The sequence below is a fragment of the Sphingobacterium psychroaquaticum genome (genome assembly GCF_900177625.1).
Classification (GTDB): Bacteria; Bacteroidota; Bacteroidia; order Sphingobacteriales; family Sphingobacteriaceae; genus Sphingobacterium; species Sphingobacterium psychroaquaticum.
Map to the genome: position 1 here is coordinate 413542 of NZ_FXAU01000002.1, position 22522 is coordinate 436063.

The 22522-nt window shown below is 39.3% G+C and carries 31 protein-coding genes; 17 read left to right on the forward strand and 14 right to left on the reverse strand.

Translation table 11 applies throughout. From position 1 onward, the window contains the following. Window positions 1-38: 38 nt before the first annotated feature. The 16 genes from B9Y69_RS07155 (at window position 39) to arsB (ending at window position 12202) form a co-directional block, all read left to right on the forward strand. Window positions 39-1112, forward strand: coding sequence for a DUF932 domain-containing protein (locus B9Y69_RS07155; RefSeq protein WP_034727280.1), 1074 nt, complete (start codon window positions 39-41; stop codon window positions 1110-1112). 52 nt (window positions 1113-1164) lie between these two features. Continuing rightward, window positions 1165-1641, forward strand: coding sequence for a DUF1281 family ferredoxin-like fold protein (locus B9Y69_RS07160; RefSeq protein WP_034727277.1), 477 nt, complete (start codon window positions 1165-1167; stop codon window positions 1639-1641). After that, window positions 1638-1838, forward strand: a complete 201-nt coding sequence (locus tag B9Y69_RS07165) for a hypothetical protein (RefSeq protein WP_034727275.1) — start codon at window positions 1638-1640, stop codon at window positions 1836-1838. The genes B9Y69_RS07160 and B9Y69_RS07165 overlap by 4 nt, the downstream gene beginning before the upstream one ends. A 5-nt stretch (window positions 1839-1843) precedes the next feature. Beyond that, window positions 1844-2446 carry a PRTRC system protein E gene (locus tag B9Y69_RS07170; protein ID WP_034727273.1) on the forward strand — a complete coding sequence of 201 codons (603 nt, stop codon included), beginning with the start codon at window positions 1844-1846 and terminating at the stop codon, window positions 2444-2446. A gap of 27 nt (window positions 2447-2473) precedes the next feature. Next, the gene (locus tag B9Y69_RS07175) at window positions 2474-2692 is read left to right on the forward strand and encodes a PRTRC system protein C (protein ID WP_002978317.1); all 219 of its coding nucleotides are present in this window, start codon (window positions 2474-2476) and stop codon (window positions 2690-2692) included. A 17-nt stretch (window positions 2693-2709) separates the two neighbouring features. Then, a complete protein-coding gene (locus tag B9Y69_RS07180; RefSeq protein ID WP_034727270.1) occupies window positions 2710-3876 on the forward strand; it encodes a hypothetical protein in 1167 nt (388 codons plus the stop codon). Further along, the gene (locus B9Y69_RS07185; RefSeq protein ID WP_034727267.1) at window positions 3873-4595 is read left to right on the forward strand and encodes a PRTRC system protein B; all 723 of its coding nucleotides are present in this window, start codon (window positions 3873-3875) and stop codon (window positions 4593-4595) included. The genes B9Y69_RS07180 and B9Y69_RS07185 overlap by 4 nt, the downstream gene beginning before the upstream one ends. Next, complete coding sequence (locus tag B9Y69_RS07190; protein WP_034727264.1) at window positions 4595-5401, forward strand: PRTRC system ThiF family protein; 807 nt, start codon at window positions 4595-4597, stop codon at window positions 5399-5401. The genes B9Y69_RS07185 and B9Y69_RS07190 overlap by 1 nt, the downstream gene beginning before the upstream one ends. Before the next feature lie 470 nt (window positions 5402-5871). Then, window positions 5872-7407 (forward strand): SulP family inorganic anion transporter, encoded by a 1536-nt coding sequence (locus B9Y69_RS07200; RefSeq protein WP_034727262.1) that lies wholly within the window; start codon window positions 5872-5874, stop codon window positions 7405-7407. A gap of 111 nt (window positions 7408-7518) precedes the next feature. Further along, a complete protein-coding gene (locus tag B9Y69_RS07205) occupies window positions 7519-7848 on the forward strand; it encodes an ArsR/SmtB family transcription factor (protein WP_002978307.1) in 330 nt (109 codons plus the stop codon). A gap of 65 nt (window positions 7849-7913) precedes the next feature. Continuing rightward, complete coding sequence (locus B9Y69_RS07210; RefSeq protein WP_034727258.1) at window positions 7914-8387, forward strand: DUF6428 family protein; 474 nt, start codon at window positions 7914-7916, stop codon at window positions 8385-8387. Between the two features lie 12 nt (window positions 8388-8399). Continuing rightward, window positions 8400-8831 (forward strand): DoxX family protein, encoded by a 432-nt coding sequence (locus B9Y69_RS07215; protein WP_034727255.1) that lies wholly within the window; start codon window positions 8400-8402, stop codon window positions 8829-8831. Continuing rightward, a complete protein-coding gene (gene chrA / locus B9Y69_RS07220; RefSeq protein WP_034727253.1) occupies window positions 8821-9948 on the forward strand; it encodes a chromate efflux transporter in 1128 nt (375 codons plus the stop codon). Before B9Y69_RS07215 ends, chrA begins: the two co-directional genes overlap by 11 nt. A gap of 43 nt (window positions 9949-9991) precedes the next feature. Then, the gene (locus tag B9Y69_RS07225; RefSeq protein ID WP_034727251.1) at window positions 9992-10765 is read left to right on the forward strand and encodes a metallophosphoesterase family protein; all 774 of its coding nucleotides are present in this window, start codon (window positions 9992-9994) and stop codon (window positions 10763-10765) included. A gap of 16 nt (window positions 10766-10781) precedes the next feature. Next, the gene (gcvH, locus tag B9Y69_RS07230; protein WP_034727246.1) at window positions 10782-11159 is read left to right on the forward strand and encodes a glycine cleavage system protein GcvH; all 378 of its coding nucleotides are present in this window, start codon (window positions 10782-10784) and stop codon (window positions 11157-11159) included. Between the two features lie 2 nt (window positions 11160-11161). Continuing rightward, the gene (gene arsB / locus B9Y69_RS07235; RefSeq protein WP_034727244.1) at window positions 11162-12202 is read left to right on the forward strand and encodes an ACR3 family arsenite efflux transporter; all 1041 of its coding nucleotides are present in this window, start codon (window positions 11162-11164) and stop codon (window positions 12200-12202) included. A 2-nt stretch (window positions 12203-12204) separates the two neighbouring features. Here arsB and nhaA read toward each other — a convergent pair whose 3' ends face one another. Both nhaA and B9Y69_RS07245 read right to left on the reverse strand, forming a co-directional pair. Continuing rightward, on the reverse strand, window positions 12205-13392 hold the full coding sequence (gene nhaA / locus B9Y69_RS07240) for a Na+/H+ antiporter NhaA (RefSeq protein WP_034727241.1): 1188 nt from the start codon (window positions 13390-13392) through the stop codon (window positions 12205-12207). A 158-nt stretch (window positions 13393-13550) separates the two neighbouring features. After that, complete coding sequence (locus B9Y69_RS07245) at window positions 13551-14012, reverse strand: response regulator (protein WP_034727237.1); 462 nt, start codon at window positions 14010-14012, stop codon at window positions 13551-13553. A gap of 307 nt (window positions 14013-14319) precedes the next feature. Between B9Y69_RS07245 and B9Y69_RS07250 the strand changes: the two genes are divergently transcribed. Then, window positions 14320-15057 (forward strand): YoaK family protein, encoded by a 738-nt coding sequence (locus B9Y69_RS07250; RefSeq protein ID WP_034727234.1) that lies wholly within the window; start codon window positions 14320-14322, stop codon window positions 15055-15057. Here B9Y69_RS07250 and B9Y69_RS07255 read toward each other — a convergent pair. The 12 genes from B9Y69_RS07255 to B9Y69_RS07310 form a co-directional block, all read right to left on the reverse strand. Continuing rightward, entirely contained in the window at window positions 15041-15346 is a 306-nt protein-coding gene (locus B9Y69_RS07255) for a helix-turn-helix domain-containing protein (protein ID WP_034727231.1), read from the reverse strand. The genes B9Y69_RS07250 and B9Y69_RS07255 overlap by 17 nt on opposite strands. Next, a complete protein-coding gene (locus B9Y69_RS07260; RefSeq protein WP_034727230.1) occupies window positions 15327-15638 on the reverse strand; it encodes a helix-turn-helix domain-containing protein in 312 nt (103 codons plus the stop codon). The genes B9Y69_RS07255 and B9Y69_RS07260 overlap by 20 nt, the downstream gene beginning before the upstream one ends. Window positions 15639-15812: 174 nt before the next feature. Further along, window positions 15813-16100, reverse strand: a complete 288-nt coding sequence (locus B9Y69_RS07265; protein WP_034727228.1) for a hypothetical protein — start codon at window positions 16098-16100, stop codon at window positions 15813-15815. A gap of 111 nt (window positions 16101-16211) precedes the next feature. After that, window positions 16212-16661: a DUF3872 domain-containing protein gene (locus B9Y69_RS07270; protein WP_034727225.1), complete on the reverse strand. Its 450-nt coding sequence runs from the start codon at window positions 16659-16661 to the stop codon at window positions 16212-16214. 12 nt (window positions 16662-16673) lie between these two features. Continuing rightward, window positions 16674-17234: a conjugal transfer protein TraO gene (locus B9Y69_RS07275; protein WP_034727223.1), complete on the reverse strand. Its 561-nt coding sequence runs from the start codon at window positions 17232-17234 to the stop codon at window positions 16674-16676. Between the two features lie 21 nt (window positions 17235-17255). Then, on the reverse strand, window positions 17256-18149 hold the full coding sequence (traN, locus tag B9Y69_RS07280) for a conjugative transposon protein TraN (RefSeq protein ID WP_034727220.1): 894 nt from the start codon (window positions 18147-18149) through the stop codon (window positions 17256-17258). Window positions 18150-18173: 24 nt separating this feature from the next. Then, the gene (gene traM, locus B9Y69_RS07285; protein WP_034727217.1) at window positions 18174-19508 is read right to left on the reverse strand and encodes a conjugative transposon protein TraM; all 1335 of its coding nucleotides are present in this window, start codon (window positions 19506-19508) and stop codon (window positions 18174-18176) included. Further along, window positions 19495-19782 carry a hypothetical protein gene (locus tag B9Y69_RS07290; protein ID WP_019974903.1) on the reverse strand — a complete coding sequence of 96 codons (288 nt, stop codon included), beginning with the start codon at window positions 19780-19782 and terminating at the stop codon, window positions 19495-19497. Before B9Y69_RS07290 ends, traM begins: the two co-directional genes overlap by 14 nt. A 19-nt stretch (window positions 19783-19801) precedes the next feature. After that, the gene (locus B9Y69_RS07295) at window positions 19802-20230 is read right to left on the reverse strand and encodes a hypothetical protein (protein ID WP_019974902.1); all 429 of its coding nucleotides are present in this window, start codon (window positions 20228-20230) and stop codon (window positions 19802-19804) included. Between the two features lie 12 nt (window positions 20231-20242). After that, the gene (gene traK, locus B9Y69_RS07300; protein ID WP_026357463.1) at window positions 20243-20866 is read right to left on the reverse strand and encodes a conjugative transposon protein TraK; all 624 of its coding nucleotides are present in this window, start codon (window positions 20864-20866) and stop codon (window positions 20243-20245) included. Between the two features lie 21 nt (window positions 20867-20887). Next, window positions 20888-21883: a conjugative transposon protein TraJ gene (gene traJ / locus B9Y69_RS07305; RefSeq protein WP_034727213.1), complete on the reverse strand. Its 996-nt coding sequence runs from the start codon at window positions 21881-21883 to the stop codon at window positions 20888-20890. 2 nt (window positions 21884-21885) lie between these two features. Beyond that, window positions 21886-22518, reverse strand: a complete 633-nt coding sequence (locus B9Y69_RS07310; RefSeq protein ID WP_019974899.1) for a DUF4141 domain-containing protein — start codon at window positions 22516-22518, stop codon at window positions 21886-21888. Window positions 22519-22522 lie beyond the last annotated feature (4 nt).

A 22522-nucleotide genomic window follows, 5' to 3' on the forward strand; every position in this document is an offset into this window, starting at 1 on the left:
GTATTCAATCATTTTTTTCACATCAAATTTTAAGCATTATGGCACATAATATCAATTTCAACGAGAGAACAGGACGTTATTCATTTTTTAGTGTACAACAAAAAGCGTGGCACGGTTTGGGGCAAATCGTAGAACAGTACCCGACAAGCGAGGAAGCTATCAAACACGCAGGGTTAGATTACGAAGTCGTAAAATCCCCACTATTTACAAAAGGTTCGGGCATTATCGAAACCACCAACAGCATAGAGATAGGCAGTAGCGAATTACAAGTACCTAACTATTTCGCCAACATCCGCACCGATAACAATGCCGTATTGGGCGTGGTTGGCAAGGATTACCACATTGTACAAAACCGTGAAGCCTTTAATTTCTTTGATGCTATTGTAGGCGGTGGTGAGGGCATTCTCTATGAAACCGCAGGAGCGTTAGGCAATGGAGAACGTATTTTTATCACCGCCAAATTACCCGACTATATCCGAGTTGGGAATGGCGATGACGTTACGGAAAAATACATTTTCCTAACCACTTCGCACGATGGTAGCGGAAGTATCACAGCCGCATTTACACCTATCAGAATTGTTTGCCAAAACACCTTAAATGCTTCGTTACGCAGTATGACAAATGTTGTCCGCATCAAACACACTTCGGGAGCAAAACAACGTGTTGAGAATGCCCATAAGATTATGGGACTTGCCAATACATTTAGCAACCAATTAGAGGGAATTTTCAATGAATGGGCAAAAGTAAAGGTCACAGACCGAGAGGTAAAAAAGCTAATTCAATTGGCACTTTGCCCGAATAAGGAAACCTTTGATTTAATCAAAAAAGGTGCGGAAGATGAAATTTCAACCCTTTTTAAAAATACCGTTGAGGACGCATTTGCATACGCAATGATAAGCGATACACAACAAATGGACACAACAAAAGGCACTTTGTTCGGAGCGTATAACGCTGTCACAGGCTACTATCAGAACGTGAGAAATTACAAGAATGACGAAGCCAAATTGCAGAGCATTGTATTGGGTGGTACTGCCCAACTGAAATCGCAAAAAGCATTTGAACTGTGTACCGCATTTGCTTTGGACGGTGCGGAAATCCTAAACCTTAATTAAATAACAACAGGCTACCGCCTTAATCGGTGGTAGCCTACTAAAAATATTCATTATGGCAAATTGGTGCAGTAACACGGTTGTATTCGAGGGAACTCCCGAAGCAATCACAGCAATACAAGAACTTTTCCAATCAATGAAGGAAAAGGAAGAAAAAACCGAAGAAGGGCAACTACCCGAATTTATGGAAGATACCAACGGTGGGTATTTCTTCAATATCTATTGGAACGAGGGCGATGAAGGGCAATTTCAATATGAAACAAAATGGTCGCCCAATATTGAAATTATTCAAAAGATAGCAGAATACTACCAAGTGGATTTTGTACAGGACTATGAAGAAATGGGAAACCTTGTTTACGGGAGAGCAACTTATCGGGATGGCATACTCAGCGATATATTTTTGGGCGATGATGATTTTGAAGCCTACGAACAGGATGAAGAAACAGACCTCTACCACTTTGAGGGAGAAGAGTACGAAAGTGATTATGAGATATTGGAAACTCTTTTGGAACGCAAAATTGTAACACTATGAAAGTAACGGATTTGAACGGTTACGAAATTGAAGTAACCGACCTAAAAGAAGCTATCCGTATTGCGAAGCGAAATACAGGATATAGCCACGAGGACAAAAGTTTTTCAGACTTCGATAAAAGGCAAAATGCCTATTGGACGGATATACACAAGAAATTGATAGCAATCAAAAAACAATCTTCAACAATTAAAATTTAAGAACGATGAATACAAATTTTTTCAATCAGATACAGCAGTTGGACTTTACAGGAGTTTTACAACTGAACATTTCAAAAGGAATAGAAAGCAACCTAATTGTAACAGTATTGCTTAACAACGAACAATGCGGAGATAGTGCCAAAAACGGTATTCCCCCATTGACATTCAACGCCACACCCCAAGAGTTTGACGAGGGATTTTTTGAGCAGATAACAACACCTATACAAAAGGTATCGGGCTTAATGGTGGATATGGAAAAATTTCAAAAGCAACTTGATGAAGCCAAAGCACAATCGGCAATCGAGAAAGCAAAAACCGAAAAAGAGAAAAAAGAAAAAGAAGCCAAAGACAAGAAGTTTAAAGATGCAATGGCAAAGGCGGATGAGTTGGAAAAAGAGGGCAAATTCCGTGAAGCGTGGATAAAAGTTCCCGATATAACGGAGTTCTCCGAAAAAGCGGACGAGATACGCAAACGCAAAACATCATTGTCCGACAAGTTCGCAACACCGAGCCTTTTCGGAGCAATGGAAGAAGCAACGCCCGAACCGCCAAAGGTGGAAGAACTTACTGCCGATTATCCCATTGATGAAGCGGACGAGGAAGAATAAAAGTGTTAACCCAAAAATTAGAAAGTTATGTTATTAGCAACACAGTTAGAACGAGTTTTCATACTCAAAGATAAAGGACAGGACATCAGGCTGACCGACCCCGAACCACGTTGGAGCGTGGAAGCCGTAATGAATTTTTACGCCAATATGTACCCGATTTTGACAACTGCAAAAGCATCTGCACCACAGATAAAAGATGATGCAGTCGAGTACAAATTTGAGAGCGTAATGGGTACGAAAGGTTAAACCAAAATTTTAAAACGATGAATTATGCAACGCAATATCATATCGGGAATAATCAACATACCCGAACAGAAACGACAACAGCAGTTACACCGACAGTTGGGCGAGTTCGCCAATTGGATGCAAAGACCAAAGGACGCCAACCAAGTGCAGAAAGACAAACAGAAATCCGTACCGATAGCAATGTTGCCAATGCTATTCTAAAATGTACATTTCTGCCTAAATTGAAAACAGCACAATCCGTACAGGCTTGTCAGAAAACGGAGAGGGATTTTTACAAGTCCCTTTCCCGACTTGCCGAGCATTACAGCATTGAGCCAATGCAAACCCAAGATTTTGAGTTTCCCTACAATATAACATTGTCTATGTGGGATATGGAAACTAAATTGAAGCGTACCAATATCAATTGGGATGGTTTCAAATTGATACAGAATAGCGGTAAAACCTATTTTGTGAGTGAGGAACGATACAATACAGGTACAACTTTGTACTATATTCCCATTAAGCCACTGTTTAAAATGCTCAAAGACCCGAAGCGTAAAAAGACCGCACAACTTTTACTGTCGGTATGCAGTTATCTGTACCACATCGTCCTAATTCCCTATTACAGGCAGGAAGAAAGTTATTTGTATTGGCTTTACGAAACGATGAATGATTGGGTGGAACAGGATGAGGAAACGGAAGAAACAGAAACCAACAAACGTGAATTGAGAAAAGCCGAATACATTGGCGATAAGATAGAACAGAAGTTATTCAACCGCATCAATCTAAAGATATTTGAACAGCGTTTGAACCGATTTAAAAGTGTTGATACGTTCGATAAGGAATGTTGGCAAGTGGCTTGTAATGCGTTTGCCCTTTGTACAGAATATCCGAACGCAACTATTTTCAGAAACGCCACATTGCCCGAAAAAGACCTTTATAATGATGATTACGAAAATGAAATAATCGGAATGGAAAAATACATTTCATTTATTGCAGACACTAAAGGTTGGTTATACGAAAACCTTTCAGATACCATCAACAATGAATTTAACGAGTACGGAGCAATGGAAGAACCAACTATTTCCAAGCGGTTTGACGGAAGCGAAATACCAACAACCGACCTTGATTTTGAGAACCGTTTGTTTGATTTATTGAATGATTTGAGTGGATTATTATACGAATACAAAACGATAGAAAAATGAACACAACAACAGATATAACAAACCATTTTGGCAGTATGTACTATCCAAAATCCGCTTTGGTTTTCTATGAAACCAAAGGAACGGAAACCGATGTGTATGTGGAGCATTTTGATATGGATAGCAACGGAACGCCTATCAATGCCCACCCATTGACGGTAAAAGAAGCCAATGTATTGGCAAAAGCTTTAAAGACCGATGAAGAAAAGAACGCAGCTTTTTTAAAGCCAAAAGGAATTTTGCCGACCAATATTCTGCATATCAATCCGAATGCTGAAAAAGGTACTGTGCTTTGGTACACCAAAGCACAGCAACGGAAACTGTATTTTGTGGAAAGTTTGGGCATACCCAACGGAATGGCACAAGTACCGCCAATGCTTTGGTTAGCGAACAAAAACAGTCTTACCGTATTTGCTTTGGCAAATGATAGAAGACCCACCGAGAAAACGCCATTGTATTACGCACCTTTCTTCAATATCTACGAAAAGGGCAATGTATGTATGGGTACGGTAAGTATTGATATTAAAAATTCTGCTTCGGTTGAGGAATTTATGCAAGCGTGGGAACATTATTTTTTCAATTCCTATTTCAGTCATTCATTGAGTGCAAATTTGACAAAAAAGAACATCGTAAGTCTATGGAAAGACCTTATCGGTACGGATAAACCCTTTCCAAAAGAAGTATTAAAAAAGAATAACAAAACCCTTAAAAATCTATTGTGATGAATACGACAAAAACAGCAGTTCATTTTACGGACAACTATTTACTCAATCCTACCAATCCGATTTCGGTAAACCTTATCGGAGGAGGTGGTACAGGCTCAAAAGTATTGACCGCCTTAATGGAAATAAACGAAAGTTTGATAGCATTAGGACACGCAGGGTTGCAAGTCCGCCTTTGGGATGATGATGTTATCACGAGTGCCAATTTGGGCAGACAGCGTTTTGCAGAAAGTGAAATAGGATTATACAAATCCGTTGCTTTAATCAATCGTTGCAACCGTTGGGCAGGTACAAATTGGAAAGCTAAAACAGTAAAATTTGAAAAGGATAAGTTCGGCAGATTGCCCGAAGACGCAAGGGCAATCATTACTATTACGTGCGTGGATAATGTACAGGCGAGGTTTGGCGTTGCTGAAATTCTTAAAGAAATAAGCTATCGCAGATACTATCAAGATGTGCCAAAATATTGGTTGGATTTTGGCAATAGCCAAGATACAGGACAAGTAATACTATCTACTATCGGAGAGATAAAGCAACCCAATTCAGAGAAATACCAAACAGTGGCAAGCCTGCCATTTGTTACTGATGAGTTTGGCGAATTGCTGAAGCAATCCGAACAAGAGGATAACACGCCAAGTTGCTCACTTGCCGAAGCATTGGAACACCAAGATTTGTTTATCAATTCATCATTGACCCAAATGGGTTGTTCTTTGCTATGGAACTTGTTTCGCAGGGGAATGACCGAATACAAAGGATTTTTTCACAATCTGAAAGATTTCCGCACCCACCCGATAAAAGTTGCCTAAAAGCCTAAATCGGCGGGCAAAAATGCAATTCCTCGCTTCGGTCGGAAACGCATTTTTGCGGTTTAAAGCGGATGCAACCCCTTTGTTAAAATGTACCATTTCACAATTACCTTTCCTTACATTTTACCAAACAGGTTGCGAGTTTTTGCGTGGGATATTCATTATCCCATTTGTTGTATTTAGTAACGATTTCTTTTCACATAGCCATCAAAGAAAAGATTCTGTGTTGTAAAACAATTTTTTTTAGTTTTTTTGGTGTTAAATTGTGTACAATAACTATAAATTGTACTTTTGCACCACTCAATGAAAAGAACAGTACAAATATCATCCCAAGTTACTCCGCCTTGATCTTAGGCTAACTGTTATATTTCCCAATTTTAATTTATTGGCTTCTCTGTCGTACCCGAAGGTTTTGCTTTCGTGTACAAACTTTTCTATTTACATTTTTACCACTTTAAACATAAATTTTTATGCAGAAAATTATCAATTTGTTTGATTTCAAACAGAAAATTAATTACAAAAACGAAATTCTTGCGGGTCTTGCGGTGGCTATGACCATGATACCTGAGTCTTTATCCTTTGCTATTCTGGCAGGGCTTTCGCCTTTGACAGGGCTTTATGCAGCTTTTTTAATGGGTATTGTTACTGCAATTTTGGGAGGCAGACCCGGAATGGTTTCTGGGGGAGCCGGAGCAACGGTAGTAGTACTTATCGCATTGGCAGCATCACACGGTGTGGAATATCTATTTGCTGCGGTTATATTAGCAGGTGTACTGCAATTTTCAGTAGGAATTTTTAAACTGGGTAAATTTGTCCGCCTGATCCCACAACCAGTAATGTATGGTTTTTTAAACGGTCTTGCAGTAATCATTTTCATGGCACAGGTAGCTCAATTTAAAGTTGTAGAAAACGGGATAGAAGGTTGGATGCAGGGGCCGGCGCTTTATCTAATGGCTGGACTGACATTACTAACTATAGCCATCGTATTTATATTGCCAAAATTTACAAAGGCAGTTCCTGCATCTTTAGTAGCAATAATAGTTGTCTTTGGTATTGTATATTTTTTCGGCATCGATACTAAAAAAGTAATTGATATCGCCTCTGTAGGAGGTTCTTTACCTTCATTTCATATCCCTGCTATTCCTTTTAGTCTGGAAACATTGGAAATTATTTTCCCTTATGCCTTGGTAATGGCAGGGGTTGGATTGATTGAAAGTCTGTTAACGCTTAATATGGTTGATGAAATAACCAGCACAAAAGGACAATCTAACCGTGAGACTGCGGCGCAAGGTATAGCCAATATCACCAACGGTTTCTTCGGCGGAATGGGTGGATGTGCAATGGTTGCCCAAACTTTAGTGAATATCGGAGCTGGAGGAAGAGCCAGACTTTCTGCAATAGTTGCAGCTATAGCAATTTTATTAATCATTCTGGTTGCAGGTCCTGTAATCGAGCAAATTCCAATGGCGGCATTAGTCGGGGTGATGATGATGGTAGCTATAGGCACATTTGAGTGGGTCAGCTTTCGAATTATTAATAAAATGCCTCGTCACGATATTTTTATTGGTATGTTGGTAGCAGTTATAACCATAGTATTGCACAACTTAGCTTTAGCGGTTTTGATTGGTGTAGTCATTTCGGCTCTAGTATTTGCCTGGGAGAGTGCTAAAAGAATACGTGCAAGAAAATATGTAGATGAAGATGGTGTAAAGCATTACGAAATTTTTGGGCCGCTCTTCTTTGGTTCTACTGCCGCATTTATTGAAAAATTTGACTTACTAAATGACCCGAATGAAGTTGTAATTGATTTTAAGGAAAGTAAAGTAGTTGATATGTCTGCTATTGAAGCTTTAAATAAAATTACGGAGAAGTATCACAAGGAAGGTAAAAAACTACATTTACGTCATTTAAGCCAAGATTGCAGGCAATTACTTAAAAATGCAGAAACAGTTATTGATGTGAATATTATTGAAGATCCTACCTACAAAGTAATGACTAATAAATAGCATCGGAATACCCAAGTTTAATATTACAACTACAGCAATAATTTTTTTTAAAATTATTGCTGTTTAAATTTATTATCGTAATATTGCGATATATTTATTTTTATAAAACTGATGGGTGTCACAAAAACCGAAATTTTTACAGAACAGCAGAACCATTTAGCTAGTATTTTAAAGGCACTGGCTCATCCTGCCCGTATAGCTATACTGCAACATATCATTAAACAAAATGCCTGCATCTGTAATGATCTTGTAGAAGAATTGGGATTGGCACAAGCGACAATTTCACAACACTTGAAAGAGCTGAAAAATATTGGTATCATTAAAGGAAATATAGAAGGAACTAGTGTATGTTACTGTATTAATGAAACAGTCTGGAATGAGATTAAGAAGGAACTCAATAGCTTTTTTGTCGAGAATGTAAATAGTAAAGAATGCTGTTAAGCTTTTTTTAACACCAAATCATCGTAACATTGCAATATAACATTTATTGAGTTAATATCAGAAATATGAAGCTATCAAAAATTAAAGAAATCCTGCCAACATTAGTAAATGTTGGATTTCAATTAGAAAACGGAACCTTAGTTCCAGAACATTTCCACGTTACCGAAGTGGGACAAATTACTAAAAACTTTATAGACTGTGGTGGCGTAATCCGTTCGGAAAAAGTTGTAAACTTCCAATTATGGAATGCAGACGATTTCGAGCACAAATTAAAGCCAGCTAAGCTATTAAACATCATCAAGCTATCCGAAGAAAAATTGGGCATAGAAGATGCGGAAATTGAAGTGGAATACCAAAGCGAAACGATTGGTAAGTATGATTTGGATTTCAACGGAGAGACATTTGTACTGAAAAATAAAACAACAGCTTGTTTGGCTCAAGATGCCTGCGGTATTCCTTCCGAAAAAGTAAAGAAAAATTTGGCGGAACTGCCTGTAAATAATGCTAATGCTTGTACTCCAGGTGGCGGATGTTGTTAAAATTGAATTTTTATGTTTTCAAAAATCATTCATACAGATAATTCAAAGACAACAATCATAATCCGACTGATTGTTGGAGGTGTTTTTTTATCGGAGGGCATTCAAAAATTGCTGTTTCCTGCTTTTCGGGGAGCCGGGCGGTTTGAAAAAATTGGCTTGCCATCTCCTGAATTTCTTGGAAGTTTTGTAGGCATATTTGAAATCCTTTGCGGAGCACTTATTTTGCTCGGGTTGCTTACAAGGTTAGCAAGTATTCCGCTCATCATCATTATGCTTGTTGCCATTGCCACGACCAAAACATCTATTTTGGCTAATGAGGGTATTTGGGAATTGCTGCACGGCAGCCGTACGGATTGGGCGATGCTTTTGGGAAGTATGTTTTTGTTAATCAAAGGTGGAGGTAATTGGTCTATTGATAAAATCGTAATGAGAAATGGAGCGTGATATTCAAATAAAGGAAATTGCCAAGCTCTTTCTCAAGCTCGGTTTTATTGGTTTTGGAGGTCCCGCGGTTCATATTGCTATGATGCAGCAGGAAGTTGTTGTCAAAAAGAAATGGATGAGCGAACAGCATTTTTTGGATTTGTTGGGAGCTACTAATCTCATTCCTGGCCCCAACAGTACAGAAATGGCGATACACATCGGCTATGACAAAGGCGGTTGGAAAGGATTAATCTTTGCAGGGTTATGCTTTATTTTACCTGCGGTTTTCATTACCGGGATATTTGCATGGTTGTATCAGCAATACGGACAATTGCCCGAAGTACAGCCCTTTATTTACGGTATCAAACCTGCAATCATCGCTATTATCATAGGAGCTGTTTTTCCATTAGCAAAGAAATCTGTCAAGTCCACATTCTTGGCGGTTGTAGGTATTCTTGTTTTGGTACTGTCATTATTCGGCATTAGTGAAATCTATTTGATGTTTGGAGCGGGATTGCTGGCAATGGCCTTGTATTACCTTCAGGATACAAAAAATACGCTCCAAAGTTTTATCCCGCTCGCATTCTTACAAATCGCACAAAGCCCCTTACTGTCTGAAACAAATACCAAATTATTTTGGATATTCCTGAAAATTGGTGCTATCCTCTACGGAAGCGGTTATGTTCTTTTCGCCTTTTTAGATACGGAATTAGTTGCAACGGGCTTACTCACCCGGCAGCAATTAATGGATGCTATTGCTGTTGGACAGTTTACCCCAGGTCCTGTTTTTTCTTCAGTTACGTTTATTGGCTATCAAATCAACGGACTATCCGGAGCAGTTATTTCTACGATTGCTATTTTTCTGCCGTCGTTTATTTTAGTAGCATTGCTAAATCCCTTGATGAAAAAAATGCGCCAATCTAAAGGACTGTCCATTTTTCTCGATGCGGTCAATGTGGCATCTGTTGCAATCATAGCCGCTATTTGTCTTACAATTGGCAAAGAAACTATTACTGATTGGCGGACGATATTAATTGCAATGATAAGTGCGATCGTAGTTTTCAAATTCAAAAAAATAAATAGTGCCTTTGTGGTTATTGGAGGAGCATTATTAGGGTATTTATTTAATCTTATCTAAAGTTATCTTAAACAAAATATTTAAACAATAAAAATTAGACAAAATGAAAATAGCATTATTCAGTGATATTCACGCCAATTTACCTGCATTAGAAGCATTTTTTGAAGATGTTGAAAAAAGAAAACCAGACAGTATTTATTGTTTGGGCGATTTGGTGGGCTATAATATTTGGCCAAACGAAGTGGTAAACGAAATCCGTAAAAGGAGAATACCAACCATTGCCGGAAATTACGATTTTGGCATTGGCAGAATGAGCAACGAATGCGGTTGTGCCTACAAAACAGACAGTGAAAAAGATAACGGAAATATTTCTATTTCATTCACAAATTCTTTGATGAAAGATGAAGAAAGAGCGTATTTGCGTACACTTCCAGCCCATATCAAAGTAGAATTTCAACTGAATGAAGATAAATTGAATTTGCTGTTGGTACACGGAAGTCCGAGAAAAATAAACGAATATCTTTTTGAAGACCGTGAGGAAAAAAGTATGCTTCGCATTATGGAGCAAGCCGATGCAGACATTATGTGCTTCGGACACACACACAAACCTTATCACAGAGTTTTAAATTCGGGTATTGACGGTCAAAATCATTTCCGACACGCCATTAATATCGGTTCGGTTGGTAAACCGAAGGACAGCGATGTAAGAGGCGGTTATGTAATGCTTACGATTAATGAAAACAGTTCTGTGTTGGATAAAGATAGTATCAGTGTAGAATTTATACGCTTTGATTATGATATTGAAAGGGCTGCAAAAGCAGTTGAAGAAAGCATTTTACCAAACGAATACGCAGAAAATTTAAGAAGAGGTTACTAATCTAAAATTTATAAAAATGGAATTTCCAACCGATAGAAAGTATTCAAAAGAACATACCTGGATAAGCATACAGGACAACACAGGTACAATAGGCATTACAGAATTTGCGCAAAGTGAATTGGGCGAAATCGTATATGCGGATTTACCAAACGTTGGATATAGTTTTCAGCAGGACGAAGTATTCGGCTCTGTTGAAGCAGTTAAAACGGTCAGTGATTTATTTATGCCTGTTTCGGGTAAAATCACTGAAACGAACGAACTACTTTTGAAAGCACCCACACTCATAAACGACAATCCTTATAAAGACGGTTGGCTGATTAAAATTGAAATAAAAGACATTACAGAATTAGAAGATTTATTGACATCAAACCAATATAAAGAACTTACAAATTAGCCATGCAACCAAAATTAAAATTCTTAGACAGATACCTTACTTTATGGATATTCCTTGCAATGGCAATTGGCGTGGGTTTGGGGCATTTCTTTCCCAATATCTCCAATGTAACCAACAGCTTATCTGTTGGTACTACCAATATTCCATTGGCAATAGGATTGATATTGATGATGTATCCCCCCTTGGCAAAGGTTGATTATTCCTTATTGCCCAAGGCATTTAGAGATAAAAAAGTAATTGGCATATCCTTATTGCTCAATTGGGTAATCGGCACGGTATTGATGTTTGGATTAGCGGTTTTGTTTTTACGTCACGAACCCGATTATATGACAGGCTTAATTCTTATAGGTTTGGCAAGATGTATTGCCATGGTCATCGTCTGGAGTGACTTAGCTAAAGCAAACAGAGAATATACAGCTATGTTAGTTGCATTAAATAGCATCTTCCAGATATTTACTTACAGCTTTTTAGTTTGGTTATTCATCAACGTATTACCTGCAAAATTAGGATTAGCCAATTTCAATGTAAGCGTATCCATGAAAGATGTTACCGAAAGCGTATTGATATATTTAGGTATTCCATTCCTGGCAGGTTTTTTAAGCCGTTACTTCCTTGTAAAATCAAAAGGTATAGAATGGTATAACCGAAAATTCGTCCCCGCAATATCGCCAATTACCTTATACGCTTTATTGTTTACGATAGTATTAATGTTCAGCTTGAAAGGCGATAAAATACTGGAATTACCAATGGATGTAGTAAAAGTAGCCATACCGCTAATCATCTATTTTGTGTTGATGTTTTTCGTGAGCTTCTTTATCAATAAATCTCTTAAAGTTCCTTACGACAAAAACGCATCCATCGCATTTACAGCCACAGGAAACAATTTTGAATTGGCAATAGCCGTAGCAATATCGATTTTCGGCATTCATTCGCCACAGGCATTTGTGGGTGTTATCGGCCCACTGGTAGAAGTTCCTGTACTCATATTATTGGTAAGGGCAAGTTTATGGTTAAAGGAGAAATATTATAGTAAAAAAGACTGAATTTAAATTTCAGTCTTTTTACCCTTTCTTCTACTTGATAAATTCAAAATTACATATCCTAAGATACCCGCAATGAGTGATGTTATTAAAACAGATAGCTTGGCCTCTTCAATGAAAACCTGATTGTCAAATGAAAGCATAGATATAAATATGGACATTGTAAAACCTATTCCAGCTAATAATCCTAAGCCAATAATGTGAATAAGGTTACTGTTTGCAGGAAGTTGACCTATCCCTAACTTAGAACATATCAAAGAGGTTGCAACAATGCCAATGGGCTTACCAAAAATTAATCCCAGTGAAATACCTAAACCTAACGGGGAAGTCAGTCCTTCTATCATTTCCTGATGAATTGTAATATTTGTATTGGCGAATGCAAAAATGGGAATAATTAGAAAATTTACCGGTTTTACAAGTGCATGTTCTAGTTTCTCTAACGGAGATTCAACTTCTGTATCATTGGTTGGCAAGGTCATAGCTACCAGTACACCTGCTATAGTGGCATGAATGCCAGAATGATGCACAAAATACCATATAAAGACTCCTGGTATTAGATATAGATAGGGATTTTTAACATTAAAACGGTTCATCAAAATCAGTACTAGCATTCCAATTCCGGCATAGCCTAGATAGCCTAACTCAATTCCGGATGAATAGAAAATTGCAATGACTAAAATTGCAATCAAGTCATCCACAATCGCTAAAGCCGCTAAAAATATTTTTAAACTGGTTGGTACTCTTTTGTCTAACAGCGAAATTACGGCCAATGCAAAAGCAATATCCGTAGCCATAGGAATACCCCAGCCGGAAGCTGTTTCACTACCGGAATTAAAACTTACATAAATCAATGCGGGTATTACTGCTCCACCGATAGCAGCAAGGATAGGCAAAATAGCTTTCTTGGGAGAAGAAAGTTCTCCTTCAACAATTTCTCTTTTAATTTCCAGACCTACCAACAGAAAAAAGATTGCCATCAATCCGTCATTGATCCACATACTTACGGAATAATTGAGGTGTATGGCTTCATTTTCATAACCCAGTTTTGTATCCAATAAATTTTGTAATGGGAGAGCAAGTGATGTATTTGCTACTATCAATGAAATCACTACGCATAAAAAAAGGAGAAAACCTCCAAAATTGCTTGATTGTACAAAGTCTTTAAAAACCTTTAGATTGATTTTTTTCGGCATATTTATCTGTAAAAATTAAATATCGCAATATACCAATAATGTTGCGAATGAGCTAGCAAAAGGGATAATTACTGCTTAAATTACAGAATAAATCTTTTCCTATTATGAAGAATATGGCTGAAATAAAACTTATTAATAAGTTAGTAGAATGAATTACTTTATTCACTATGAAAATCATTATTAAAATATTCCTGTGCAATATTTGCTACTCCCACACTAAAATATCTTCCGCCATTGATAACAACTTCAATGGCTTTCTTGAAATCGTCTGCATCGCTACCAATGAGCAAATAACCTGTAAAACCAATTTCAAAAAGAGGTTTTACGACTTTTTCAGCATCAATATCACTATGAGCAATAAGCTTTATTGTTGGATATTCTGTCCTTAATTCTTGAATCTGTGCCAGCACATTCCTGTCGTAAAAATCAAGGTCAATAATACTAACATTGGGAGGTTCATTTAATTCTGATAATTGCGATAGTCCATCTTCAATGCTTTCCGAACGAAATAAGACTTCAGTTCCTGAAGCGACAAGGTCTTGGCAGATACCATCTAAAATAGGGCTTTTGTCGTTGATAAATGCGAGAGTGATTTTTTGTTGTGCTGTACCAGTTTCCATAATATTGTCAGATTTTGAGTTAATGGAGTTTCCTGCACAAAAAGAAAGCGCAGGCAACTACACTTACCGCACATTGAGGTACTGGTATACCCGACAACGAATAAGCGAGCGCCCACGCCTATGGCATGAGCGTTCTTCCTTATTGTCCCGTTGTCTAAAAATTACCAGTTTTCAATGTGGGACTTAAAGCAAAAACACTTTAAGTATTTCTATATTTAATAAAGCAAATGTACGAATGTTACAGATTATATACAATTATGAACAAGGGGCAACAGCAATTTTGTAAATTTACAACAAAAGGAAGCAAATGTTTAGACATAAAGGCAAAGGTCGTACTTATACGCACAACCTAAAATTAGCCTCAATATTATCCGGTGTAGCAGGTGTCGTAAACATTACCGGTGTTTTAGAATTACATACGCTAACTACTAATGTAACAGGTCATTTTGCTTTTTTTTCTGAGGAACTTGTTTTAAGAAATTACAGAATGGCTTTTGCATATTTATTTTACATTTTGTTTTTTCTGTTTGGAGCGTTTGTTTCAAGTCTTCTTATGGAGTGGGTTTCAAAATACAAACCACAAACACCTTATATTATACCCATATTCCTTGAAATAATCATATTATTGGCGGTGAGTTTTTCAGCATTTTTACTACCGAATGAATATGCCAGGTTTTCAATTCTATTATCGTCAGCTCTACTTTTTTCTATGGGATTACAGAATGCATTGGTAACGAGGGTATCCCAATCGGTGGTAAGAACTACCCACCTAACGGGTTTGTTCACGGATCTGGGAATAGAACTGTCACAGCTGTTCTTTTACAGAGATCGGCCAGAACGGATACAGTTGAATAAAAGTATATTCTTAAAGCTGGCAATCATCTGTTGTTTCTTTTTGGGTTGTATAATAGGTGGCTTTACTTATTCATATCTTGAATTAAGAACTCTTTTGCTTCCGGTAGGATTGTTAATTTTCGCTTTATGGTATGACCGGTTATTGTTTCGGTACTATTATCTGAAAAGAAAGTTCAGAAACCATCATTGACCGTATTCTTCCCGGTATAGTTCTCTTCCAGTATCCTTACCAGATCTGTTTCATTATAGATTATCTTACCCCCAATTTGTATAAATGGCAGGATATTATCATCACGATATTGCTGTAAAGTCCTTTTGCTGATATGGAGTAGCCTACACACATCTTCGCCCGACAAGTAGATTTCTCCATTCATTACAGGACGATAGTTTTTCAATATTTCTTCAATACGGTTTCTCAACAGCATTATCATTTGCTGTTGTTCGATTACTTCTTCAGCTTCATTCGTCAGTAAATCCATTGTATTTGATATTATACGGTTGTCCGACTCCGAGTAAAGCCTGTACATCCGAGAGTTTGTAATAATTCTTGCGGTTCAGTTTGGAATAAGGCAACAATCCTTTGTCTTTATAGGTCTGCAATGTCCGTTTGGTAATACCCATCATCAGGCACACTTCCTGGTTATCCAGCCACTTTTCTTTGTTGAAAATCGGTACATATTTCCGAGTGGCATTTTCGGTCAATTCCAAAAGTGCTTTCAGTTCCATTTTCATCCCGTCCAATACGGACTTTTGTATTGCGATAACTTCCATTTTTTGCTCATTTTTTCTGTGGAAGTCGAAGATATTAAGGGGTGTTACAGGGTTGGAAAATGTAGTATTGATTGGCGTTGAAAGGTAGTGTTTGGCGTTTTACGTTTGCTACAAACGAAAAATCGGATAACCTTTTGGGCTATCCGATTTATTCAAAATATTGTTAGAAAAAAGTCAGTGTTGAGCAGGTTGCTCTGTCTTTACTTCCTGTTTTTCCTTATCCTTTTTCATTTGGCTGTAAGTCCATATACAGACAATACCGACAACAATTAAAGCATAGGCAATCCATTTGCCGATACGTTCTATAAAACGGGTAAATACAGATGCTTCAAAACTCGAAAATCCCTCTGCACCCATACCATTACGCCTGTAAAATTTCCTGCGGTTTATCCAATAAATAAGCACTATCGCAATAACGATAACAATAATACCAAACACCAATTGAGCCGTAACTGTATCCATACCCGTTAAGATTATAATTCAAGTAAATTTAAACAAAAAACAACGTACACCGAAAGCTGAAAAGCAAAAAACCGACCTGTAACAGTCGGTTTTGCTTTTATATAAGTAGCATTAATCACTACTGTTGAACTGAAAGCTCAACTGCTTTTCGTTACCGAAGTTATCCGAAATCCAAACCTCAAAGGATTGTGATACGGTAGATGACGAAGTGTAATACAACCGGAACTGCTCCGTTGGCAACGAATACAAATCGTTTGGCAAATACGGTGGTTCGTCATAATACCGCAATGTGCCTTGACCGTCAAATTGGAAGTAGCGGAGAAAATATTGCGTGTTGCTGTAATTGCCTGTTCGCTGTATGGTAATCCGTATCTCTACGGTCTGCCCACTGGCAACATCTTTGGGTACAGGCATTACTTTGACCTCAAAAGGGAAATCGTTCTGTATTTCGAGTTCATCGTCTTTGCTACAAGATACCAACGTAACCGAAGCTGTGAGGATTGCCAAGAGTACATATATTGAGCTTAATCCTATCCTGAATTTATTGAATATTGCTATCATTGTTTTTACGTTTTAAAAATTAAACCTTAATCCCACGCCTGCGGACGGTCGGAACTGTTCCAAGTCTGTACCCCACAAAACCTTTGTACGCCCTTGCAGGACTAACACAAAACGGTCGGACAGGTACGTTTCAAATGTGAGCCGTCCACCAGCTCCGTAGATAAAATTATCCTCGCTCAAAATTTTTGCTCCATCATACAACATTGCTTCGCCACGGTTGATACTTTCGTAACCGACTACACCTGTTATTCCGAAGTTCAGCGTGATGTTCTTACGGGCATCGCCCAAGAGGAAGAAGCTGTAACCGCCCTCTGCGGTATAAGTTTCCTGCGGTATGCGGAGGTCTTTATAATCGTGGTATTGATGAGTGTATTCCAACGCCCAAAGCTGATAGTTACCATTTTTGCCGTTTACGGTCATTGCTACATTGATATAATAATCGTTACCGATTTTATCATCGGACAGCACACCCGTACTCACTTCCAATCCTTTCTGTTTAGGTAACATTCTTTGTGCCTGTGTGACCGTGATGGCCATAAAGATGAGCATCACGGTATAGATATACTTTTTCATATTATTTACTTTAAAAGGTTATTAAAATTTCAGGTGCATATCGTTAATCAAACGAGCTTTGATTAAGTCGGAATTTTCTATCTGGAGCGTTTGATGCCTGCCTCCGTTTTTCTCGAAAATCTCAATCAGCAGTACCTTGTCATCGGCAATGGTAAATTGGTCTAACAGGAAGACGTTTTGTTCGATTGTTTTTCCAGCAATGTCGTCCAGTGGCTTGTAAGTCCTAAGCGGTATCATCGGGCGTTCCTGCACTACGGTACGTTTGGCTACCTTTTTATCCACTACCTTGAAATTCATAAAATCAATCTGAAATGGCACATTGGTACGGTTTCTCAATTCCGTATGGAAATAGTATTTGCCGTTGTGTATGTAAATGCCTTTGAGGATAAACTGAATACCGAAGCTCTTAGCCCCGATATGCTTTACAATACGTTTGTCTTTCTTGTAAATCGTTTCCAACAGCAAGCCTGCCAATGACGGAGAATTGTTGCCCAATTCTTCAAAAAGCACATCGTTACCATTGGCTTTATCTACTGCCTTTTGCATCGTGAGCAGGTCATAGCTCATTGCCTCCGGATAGGAACTATAATACACATTGAAGCTGTAAAAACGTCCGTCATTCGTAATGACTGAAAAATTGGTTTCTGGTTCAAAATCCCTTACCGTTGCTTTTACACGCAACACGTTTTCTGCATCTTCTGCTTTTCCTGCAATCAGATATTCGCTGCCTAAATCCACGTAACGGATAGCGGTCGGAAAAATCAGGTGTGAAGTCTTATCATAGGTAACTTCCATTCTATACGGTTGTATCTTGCCCAATGCAAGTTTAGTTCTTGCACTATCCTGTGCGTAAGACTGTACGGCAAAGCCGAGTATCAGGGCAAATGCCCAAAAGGTTTTTAAATGATTTTTCATTGTTTAAATTATTTGAGTTCAATATTATTTTTTAGATACAAGGAAGACCTGATGCCCCGCTTTTAGCGTAACCTTTGGGGTTCTTACCTTTTTGGCGAAATAGCCCGAAACACCCTGTACCACGCCACGGCTTAAATCAGCAGCAACCTGTTGTCCTGCATTCTGCGTGAGCATTATGCTTGTTCCCGAAGTCTGGCTCATATTGCCCGCCATTTCGGTAAGGGCGTTCATTTCGGGCGAATACGGAACGTACAAGCCTTGCTGTCCGTCCAAATCGTAAATGGTTATATCCACCGGAATGATGTTGCCCTCTAATTCTACGGAGGTAATTTTTAGCTGTAATCGACCTCCCTGAAATTTAGCGTTAGCTGTTACAATCGTTCCTTTTGGAATGGTACGTTGAGGCGTTTGGGCTGGCTCTAACAATCGCAATCGTACCCCTGTTTCGCCGATAACCGTTTGTGCATCGTGTACACAGGCTTTGATACTGTTTTTCGGTTGTGCCGTTTGCTCAATAGAACCTGCGGTATAAAAGCCCCGGTTTCTTGTTTCGCTCCAATCGGCTAAAAAGGCACTGTCCGTAGGCTCACGATACAAAGCGGAAACGGTGTTCTTTCTTGTAGGTGTGAATGCCACAAAATGCTCCTTTTGAGTTGAACCTGCGGTAGCCGTACCTGCATCCTTAGCAGGTGGGGCTTCTGTCGAATTTGTACCTGTTGGCAGATACTTTGCCGCCATCTGGTAGGATTTCTCCATTAGGGCAAGCTGGTCATCAACGGTTACAGATTTAGGTACATCTTTCTCGGCTAATTGTTCTTTTAGTTCGTCCAATTGCCTGCGGAGTTCTGTTGTTTCAGAGTTGTTATCCTGATAAAATGAACCCAATGTGCTTTGTGCATTGCGGTAACTGCTCAATGCAGGATTGCCGTTTCTTCCCGAACCTCTGCCAACGCCATAGCTGCTGTTTTCGTCTTCTTCGGGAAATTCATCATTAGGCTCTTTTTTGTCTTCAGTATTCCAATAGTCAGAAAGCGTGGTAAGTGCATTGCGTTTTTCTTGCTCTTTGCGTTCCAGCATTTCCAACTCGTAAGCCTTGCCTTTGTCGGCAGGCATTCCTGCTCCGGTAGCCTCCGGTACTGCATCGTTCAGCCCAATGTTCTCAATTTCCTTTTTGTCTGCGGATGGTTTAAATATGAGGTACATACAACCTACGAAGACAATTCCCATTAAGCCAAAGATGAGTGGCTTTTTGAGCTTTTCGGCTTTGTTCTGTGTACCGTCTTGCAGTCCATCAGTGGTTGCTGCCGGGCTACCCTCGGTTACCCGAACAACCGACTTTTTGTTCTCATTTTCTTTCATAAATCTTGTTTTTTAGAATTGTTGATAATGTGTCCTGCAATCTTGCAGGACTTTCACTTTTTTTGAGGACAGGGTTTTCGATATGCTCGATGACCATATCGTTACCCGACTTTGAGGTATCGTACCATACTTTGCAAATGACACCTGCCGTAAGCAGTAGATACCCCACAAAAAAGTAAAGTGTGTATTGGTGCTGTTTCCGCAAGGGCAATGCCCGCCAGCGTTCGTCCAGCTTGTCAAAGTACCTGTCCATATTTGCTCTTAGTTTTTTCATAACCTTACTATTTCTGTTGTTATAGCTTGAAACGCTTAGGACTTTGACCTGCCTTTTGCTTCGGTTCTTCATTGACCAAAGCGACTGCCTCAACCGCTTTGGGTGCGGATATGACTGACAGGTTTGTCAGTTCCGATTTTTTCAGCAGTTGCCCAAATTGGTCTTTCCTTGCAACCTCCATTCTGTTAAGCGAGAATTTGCCGTTCAGGTATTTTACCCACATACTGCATTCTACACTTGGCTTGTCTTCGCCCGACCATTGCAGGTAGCCCGTCAGCAACAAGTCCTGTTTAGGCAAACTATCTGTACCTTTTTGGCAGTTTTCGAGGTATTCGCCGATACTTTCCTTCAACTTTCCAGCATACGCTCCCTGCGTATGGAAATAGCCGTTATATCCTTTATCGGTAAGGATTTTTGCAAACGTGTTTAAATCTGATAATGCTTCCATAAGATTGTTTTTTTAGCGTTCGATAACTTCTATATCCCTGTTTTCTATCACTGCAAACTTTTCGATGTTGAAGCCTTGCGGGTTGTTGTCCGAACGGACAGAGTTCACGAGATAGCAGGAAGTAATCAGGTTACGCCTGGTCACGTTGCTCGAACGGATAATGAATTGTTTGGCGTAGGTACGCACCGCATAAGGATAGGTGTCGAAATTGCACACGACACTATCCACCTCAATGCGTTGCTGTACATTCCCCGAAATAATCCTGCTGTAATAGCCCTTTTCCGACAGGTCTTTGTAATAATCAAAAGCTGATTTATCGGCAAGGTTGAATGCCCTGCTCATATTGCTTTCGATAGCGTTCTTGTCGGGAGCAAGCGTAAAAAAGAGTTCGTGAAAACGCCTGACGTGTTCCCTTGCTTCCACAGGTCGGTTGATACTTGCATCTTGCGATAAGGCAAGCATCAACGATTTTCCATTATCCAGCACATAGATTTTTTGGCGTTGTTCGTCTGCAAAGCTGTAAGATTTCCAAAGTGAAAATCCTACCACGCTTAGGCAGAGAACGGCAAATACAATGGCATACAGCCGTATTTGCCTAAAACTGTTTTCGATATTTCTTAATGTTTTAAATTCCATTTTTAAATGATTTGATTGTTTTTATTTCCCCATTAACTTGCCACCGATATTTCCAACTGCCGAACCTGTTCCTGCTCCGGCGATATTTCCGGTTTTCATTGCGGCTTGGTTTACGTTACGGGTAAAGTTCCCTGCACCGCCTGCCTGAATAATCCAGCCTGTTACCGTTGGGATAGTGAAGTAGCCCACGATACCGATTATCATAAAGATGATGTACACGGTATTTGAGGTATCAGGAATGTAAGTCGGGTCGGCAAGCATTGCTATATCCTTTTCGATAATGAGGGATTGTATTTTGGCAAGCATAGAGCTGAACAGGTCTGCCACAGGCAACCACAGGTAAACGCTGACGTATCGGGTCAGCCATTGCGTGAGCGTGGACTGAAAACCGTCCCACACGCTTATCGCAAAGGCTATCGGACCGAGTATGGACAGGACAATGAGAAAGAACGTCCTTATGGTATCAATAACCAAAGCTGCCGCCTGAAACAGTACCTCTAACAGATTGCGAAACCAATTCTTAATAGCTTGTTCGGTTTGGTAGGCAAACCTATCCATATACATTCCCGACATCGTAATCAAATCGCCGGGCGACCAGCCCAATTCTTCGAGCTTTTTATCAAATTCCTCATTTGATACGAGATAGGCTGTTTCAGGATTTCGTAGCATAGCTTCCCGTTCGAGCAGGTCTTTTTTCGCCTGCAAATCGTTGAGGTCAAGCACCTGATTTTCGAGGATTGTGTGAGTACCCTGTACCACCGGACTTAACACGGCATTGATTGTTCCCAATACGATAGTTGGGAAAAACATAATGCAAAGCCCCAAAGCGAAAGGACGGAGCAAAGGGTACATATCAATGGGTTCAGCCCTGCTCAAAGCCTGCCATACTTTTATGGCAACATAGAACAAAGCCCCCAATCCGGCTATCCCTTTAGCCACTGCCGCCATATCGGCGGACAGTGGGAGCATCTCATCATATAATGAGCGTAGGACTTCGTGAAGATTTTGAAATTCCATAACTACCAGTATTTTTGGTTAGGAGTTCCATAGAGGTCAAGCACTCTTTTGGTATTGTTCTGCTTTTTTGCTCTTAGAATACTTACAGAGATATTCTTATTGGTATAGTAGCGTACCAAGCTGTGGTATTCCTTTACTTCTTTGTACACTCTATCAATAATATCCATACGCTCTTTGTCGTTCAGCGAAAGGCTTGATGAGGTTACAATCTGTTTGAGTTCTTTCAGCAGTTCGGTACTTTCATTCAGCAATGCCGAATAACCATTGCTGATAGCTGCCAATTCCTGTGCAGAAAAATTCGGGTCGTTCATCATCTTACCGAAGTTGGTAACATACATTTCGGATACGTCACCGACAAGCAATACAGTCTGCTGTACCTTACGTGCATCTTTTACAAGATTATTTACAGCTTGTAGCTTGTCGTAATACTCCTTACCCTGTTTATACACCTTTTCCACTTCCTTGAAATTTTTAATTACATTGGATACCGTGGAAGAAGTCTGTACGATTTCATTCGCACTGTTGAGAATACCTGATGCCAGATTTGTGGGGTCGGTTACTACCCATTGTGCTTTTGCGGACGGTGCTACGGCGAGCATTAGTGCCGTACACACCATAAAAAGGAACTTTTTCATTTTT